This is a genomic window from Dietzia sp. DQ11-44 (genome assembly GCF_014145205.1).
Lineage (GTDB): Bacteria > Actinomycetota > Actinomycetes > Mycobacteriales > Mycobacteriaceae > Dietzia > Dietzia natronolimnaea.
The window spans coordinates 1-5,367 of sequence record NZ_JAALEC010000023.1; the positions used below are offsets into that span (position 1 = coordinate 1).

The 5,367-nt window shown below is 56.1% G+C and carries 3 rRNA genes; all 3 read right to left on the reverse strand.

The features are described 5' to 3' along the window. Positions 1–9: 9 nt before the first annotated feature. Positions 10–126, reverse strand: a 5S ribosomal RNA gene (gene rrf / locus G6018_RS00620). Between the two features lie 99 nt (positions 127–225). After that, positions 226–3,322, reverse strand: a 23S ribosomal RNA gene (locus tag G6018_RS00625). A 353-nt stretch (positions 3,323–3,675) separates the two neighbouring features. Beyond that, positions 3,676–5,192: ribosomal RNA gene (locus G6018_RS00630) — 16S ribosomal RNA — on the reverse strand. The 16S, 23S and 5S rRNA genes sit together here, the layout of an rRNA operon. Between the last annotated feature and the right edge of the window lie 175 nt (positions 5,193–5,367).

Below are 5,367 nucleotides of genomic sequence, written 5' to 3' on the forward strand. Positions count from 1 at the left end.
TGAAGTTGTGTTCGGCGGTGACCTACTCTCCCACACCCTCACGAGTGCAGTACCATCGGCGCTGGCAGGCTTAGCTTCCGGGTTCGGAATGGGACCGGGCGTTTCCCTGCCGCTATGGCCGCCGTAACTCTGTGAAACAAGGCCCGACCCGCGATCGAGACCGCGGATGGGTGTGTTGTTTCAGATACTGCACAGTGGACGCGTAACAAATTCTTTGGCTTGTTTGTGTGTAAGCCCTCGGCCGATTAGTACCGGTCACCTCCACGCATTGCTGCGCTTCCAGTTCCGGCCTATCAACCCCATGGTCTGTGGGGGGCCTTAACCACGCAAGGTGGTGAGAAACCTCATCTTGGAACAGGCTTCCCGCTTAGATGCTTTCAGCGGTTATCCCTTCCGAACGTAGCTAACCAGCGATGCTCCTGGTGGAACAACTGGCACACCAGAGGTTCGTCCGTCCCGGTCCTCTCGTACTAGGGACAGCTTTCCTCAAGTTTCTTACGCGCGCGGCGGATAGAGACCGAACTGTCTCACGACGTTCTAAACCCAGCTCGCGTGCCGCTTTAATGGGCGAACAGCCCAACCCTTGGGACCTACTCCAGCCCCAGGATGCGACGAGCCGACATCGAGGTGCCAAACCATCCCGTCGATATGGACTCTTGGGGAAGATCAGCCTGTTATCCCCGGGGTACCTTTTATCCGTTGAGCGACACCGCTTCCACTTGCCGGTGCCGGATCACTAGTCCCGACTTTCGTCCCTGCTCGACGTGTCAGTCTCACAGTCAAGCTCCCTTGTGCACTTGCACTCAACACCTGATTGCCATCCAGGCTGAGGGAACCTTTGGGCGCCTCCGTTACTCTTTAGGAGGCAACCGCCCCAGTTAAACTACCCACCAGGCACTGTCCCTAACCCAGATCATGGGCCGAGGTTAGACGTCCAATACGATCAGAGTGGTATTTCAACAACGACTCCACACACACTGGCGTGCATGCTTCACAGTCTCCCACCTATCCTACACAAACCGAATCGAACGCCAATACCAAGCTATAGTAAAGGTCCCGGGGTCTTTTCGTCCTGCCGCGCGTAACGAGCATCTTTACTCGTAGTGCAATTTCGCCGAGTCTGTGGTCGAGACAGCAGAGAAGTCGTTACGCCATTCGTGCAGGTCGGAACTTACCCGACAAGGAATTTCGCTACCTTAGGATGGTTATAGTTACCACCGCCGTTTACTGGGGCTTAAATTCTCAGCTTCGCCTTGCGGCTAACCGGTCCTCTTAACCTTCCAGCACCGGGCAGGCGTCAGTCCGTATACATCGACTTACGTCTTCGCACGGACCTGTGTTTTTAGTAAACAGTCGCTTCTCTCTGGTCTCTGCGACCACACCCAGCTCCCACCGTGAAGATGTTCACCGGGCATGGCCCCCCTTCTCCCGAAGTTACGGGGGTATTTTGCCGAGTTCCTTAACCACAGTTCTCTCGATCGCCTTGGTATTCTCTACCTGATCACCTGTGTCGGTTTGGGGTACGGGCCGTGTATGAACTCACTAGAGGCTTTTCTCGGCAGCATAGGATCACTGAATTCCCCACAACGGGTATGCATCAAGTCTCAGCCTTAATGTGACACGGATTTGCCTATGTCACGGCCTACACTCTTACACCAGTACAACCACTGACTGGCCCAGCTACCTTCCTGCGTCACCCCATCGCTTGGCTACTACCAGATCAGGTCCCGCGCATCCAGACCACGTCATCCCGAAGGATGCTCTAGGCCATTCAGGGCGGTTAGTATCACTGATTCACCATGGGCGCGCACACACGGGTACGGGAATATCAACCCGTTGTCCATCGACTACGCCTGTCGGCCTCGCCTTAGGTCCCGACTCACCCTGGGCAGATTAGCTTGACCCAGGAACCCTTGATCATTCGGCGGACGAGTTTCTCACTCGTCATTCGCTACTCATGCCTGCATTCTCACTCGTGTGGCCTCCACGCCTGGATCACTCCGACGCTTCTATGGCCACACGACGCTCCCCTACCCACCCACACACCTGCCCGGAGGAGGTTATTGTGTGAGTGCCGCGGCTTCGGCGGTGTACTTGAGCCCCGCTAAATTGTCGGCGCAGGACCACTTGACCAGTGAGCTATTACGCACTCTTTCAAGGGTGGCTGCTTCTAAGCCAACCTCCTGGCTGTCTCAGCGATCCCACATCCTTTTCCACTTAGTACACGCTTAGGGGCCTTAGCCGGCGATCTGGGCTGTTTCCCTCTCGACTATGAAGCTTATCCCCCACAGTCTCACTGCCGCACTCTCACACCTCGGCATTCGGAGTTTGGCTGACGTCAGTAACCTTGTAGGGCCCATCGGCCATCCAGTAGCTCTACCTCCGAGGTGAAACATGCGACGCTGCACCTAAATGCATTTCGGGGAGAACCAGCTATCACGGAGTTTGATTGGCCTTTCACCCCTACCCACAACTCATCCCCTCAGTTTTCAACCTAAGTGGGTTCGCGCCTCCACGACGTCTTACCGTCGCTTCACACTGGCCATGGGTAGATCACTCCGCTTCGGGTCTAGAGCATGCCACTATACTCGCCCTATTAGGACTCGCTTTCGCTACGGCTTCCCCACACGGGTTAACCTCGCGACATACCACTAACTCGCAGGCTCATTCTTCAAAAGGCACGCCATCAGCCCGAAAGCCTCTGACGGATTGTAAGCACACGGTTTCAGGTACTATTTCACTCCCCTCCCGGGGTACTTTTCACCATTCCCTCACGGTACTAATCCGCTATCGGTCACCAAGGAGTATTTAGGCTTACCGGGTGGTCCCGGCAGATTCACAGCAGATTTCACGGGCCCGCTGCTACTTGGGAACACAAATCGCCCAGCCACAAAGTTTTCAGGTACGGGACTCTCACCCTCTACGGCCGACCCTTCCAAGTCGTTCCCCTAACCCGCGGACTATCAAGCGCCTGATCCGGCAGAACCAGGACATCATGCCCCACAACACCACACACGCAACCCCTGCCGGGTATCACACGCATGCGGTTTAGCCTCTTCCGCGTTCGCTCGCCGCTACTGACGGAATCACTGTTGTTTTCTCTTCCTGCGGGTACTGAGATGTTTCACTTCCCCGCGTTCCCTCCACACACCCTATGTATTCAGATGTGGGTAACACGCCATCACGCGCGCTGGGTTCCCCCATTCGGACACCCTCGGATCACAGCTCGGTTGGCAGCTCCCCGAGGCTTATCGCAGCCTCCTACGTCCTTCATCGGCTCTTGGTGCCAAGGCATCCACCGTGTGCTCTTACACACTTACATTCACAAACAATTAAAGATGCTCGCGTCCACTGTGCAGTTCTCAAACAACACACACCAACCCCACCCACACCCCCAGCCAACCGGCCGAAAAGAGCATCTCGGGAATCAGTGCCATCAGAAACAACCCACACCCCCAACAAACCAGGGATGCTCACGGTGCTGTCTCAGACACCCAACAGTGTGTTTTGTCCGAACCACGCTCCCCCCGACAACCAGCCCTGAGCCGGCGCCGAAGATCACGGCGAGTCCTACGCAATAGTGTTCCACCCAATGAGCCACCCAGCGCACCACGAACGGGCACGAACCAGGCGCTAACTCTGACCCCACCAACAGGCGAGGTGAGTGCTCCTTAGAAAGGAGGTGATCCAGCCGCACCTTCCGGTACGGCTACCTTGTTACGACTTCGTCCCAATCGCCGATCCCACCTTCGACGGCTCCCTCCACAAGGGTTAGGCCACCGGCTTCGGGTGTTACCGACTTTCATGACGTGACGGGCGGTGTGTACAAGGCCCGGGAACGTATTCACCGCAGCAATGCTGATCTGCGATTACTAGCGACTCCGACTTCATGGGGTCGAGTTGCAGACCCCAATCCGAACTGAGACTAGCTTTAAGGGATTCGCTCCACCTCGCGGTCTCGCAGCCCTCTGTACTAGCCATTGTAGCATGTGTGAAGCCCTAGACATAAGGGGCATGATGATTTGACGTCATCCCCACCTTCCTCCGAGTTGACCCCGGCAGTCTCTCACGAGTCCCCACCATAACGTGCTGGCAACATGAGACAGGGGTTGCGCTCGTTGCGGGACTTAACCCAACATCTCACGACACGAGCTGACGACAACCATGCACCACCTGTATACAAGCCACAAGGGAAACGACATCTCTGCCGTCGTCCTGTATATGTCAAGCCTAGGTAAGGTTCTTCGCGTTGCATCGAATTAATCCACATGCTCCGCCGCTTGTGCGGGCCCCCGTCAATTCCTTTGAGTTTTAGCCTTGCGGCCGTACTCCCCAGGCGGGGCGCTTAATGCGTTAGCTACGGCACGGAATCCGTGGAAGGACCCCACACCTAGCGCCCACCGTTTACGGCATGGACTACCAGGGTATCTAATCCTGTTTGCTCCCCATGCTTTCGCTCCTCAGCGTCAGTTACTACCCAGAGACCCGCCTTCGCCACCGGTGTTCCTCCTGATATCTGCGCATTTCACCGCTACACCAGGAATTCCAGTCTCCCCTGTAGTACTCAAGTCTGCCCGTATCGCCTGCACGCCCCCAGTTGAGCTGGAGGATTTCACAGACGACGTGACAAACCGCCTACGAGCTCTTTACGCCCAGTAATTCCGGACAACGCTTGCACCCTACGTATTACCGCGGCTGCTGGCACGTAGTTGGCCGGTGCTTCTTCTGCAGGTACCGTCACTTTCGCTTCGTCCCTACTGAAAGGAGTTTACAATCCGAAGACCGTCATCCCCCACGCGGCGTCGCTGCATCAGGCTTTCGCCCATTGTGCAATATTCCCCACTGCTGCCTCCCGTAGGAGTCTGGGCCGTGTCTCAGTCCCAGTGTGGCCGATCACCCTCTCAGGCCGGCTACCCGTCGTCGCCTTGGTAGGCCATTACCCCACCAACAAGCTGATAGGCCGCGGACTCATCCTGCACCGAAAAACTTTCCAACCCCCACCATGCGGCAGGAGCTCATATCCGGTATTAGACCCGGTTTCCCAGGCTTATCCCGAAGTGCAGGGCAGATTACCCACGTGTTACTCACCCGTTCGCCACTCGTGTACCCCCGAAAGGGCCTTACCGTTCGACTTGCATGTGTTAAGCACGCCGCCAGCGTTCGTCCTGAGCCAGGATCAAACTCTCCATAAAAGCTTCTCAGCACTACAAAAAGCACAATCCAAGCAAAAAACAAACCAAACAAACTGGCTGTTCAAAAAACGCGACCCCCACGACAGGGATGTGAAAGGGTCGCAACCAAACAAAAAATTTGGCACTATCACAAACAAAACACACTGTTGAGTTCTCAAACAACACCACCACACCG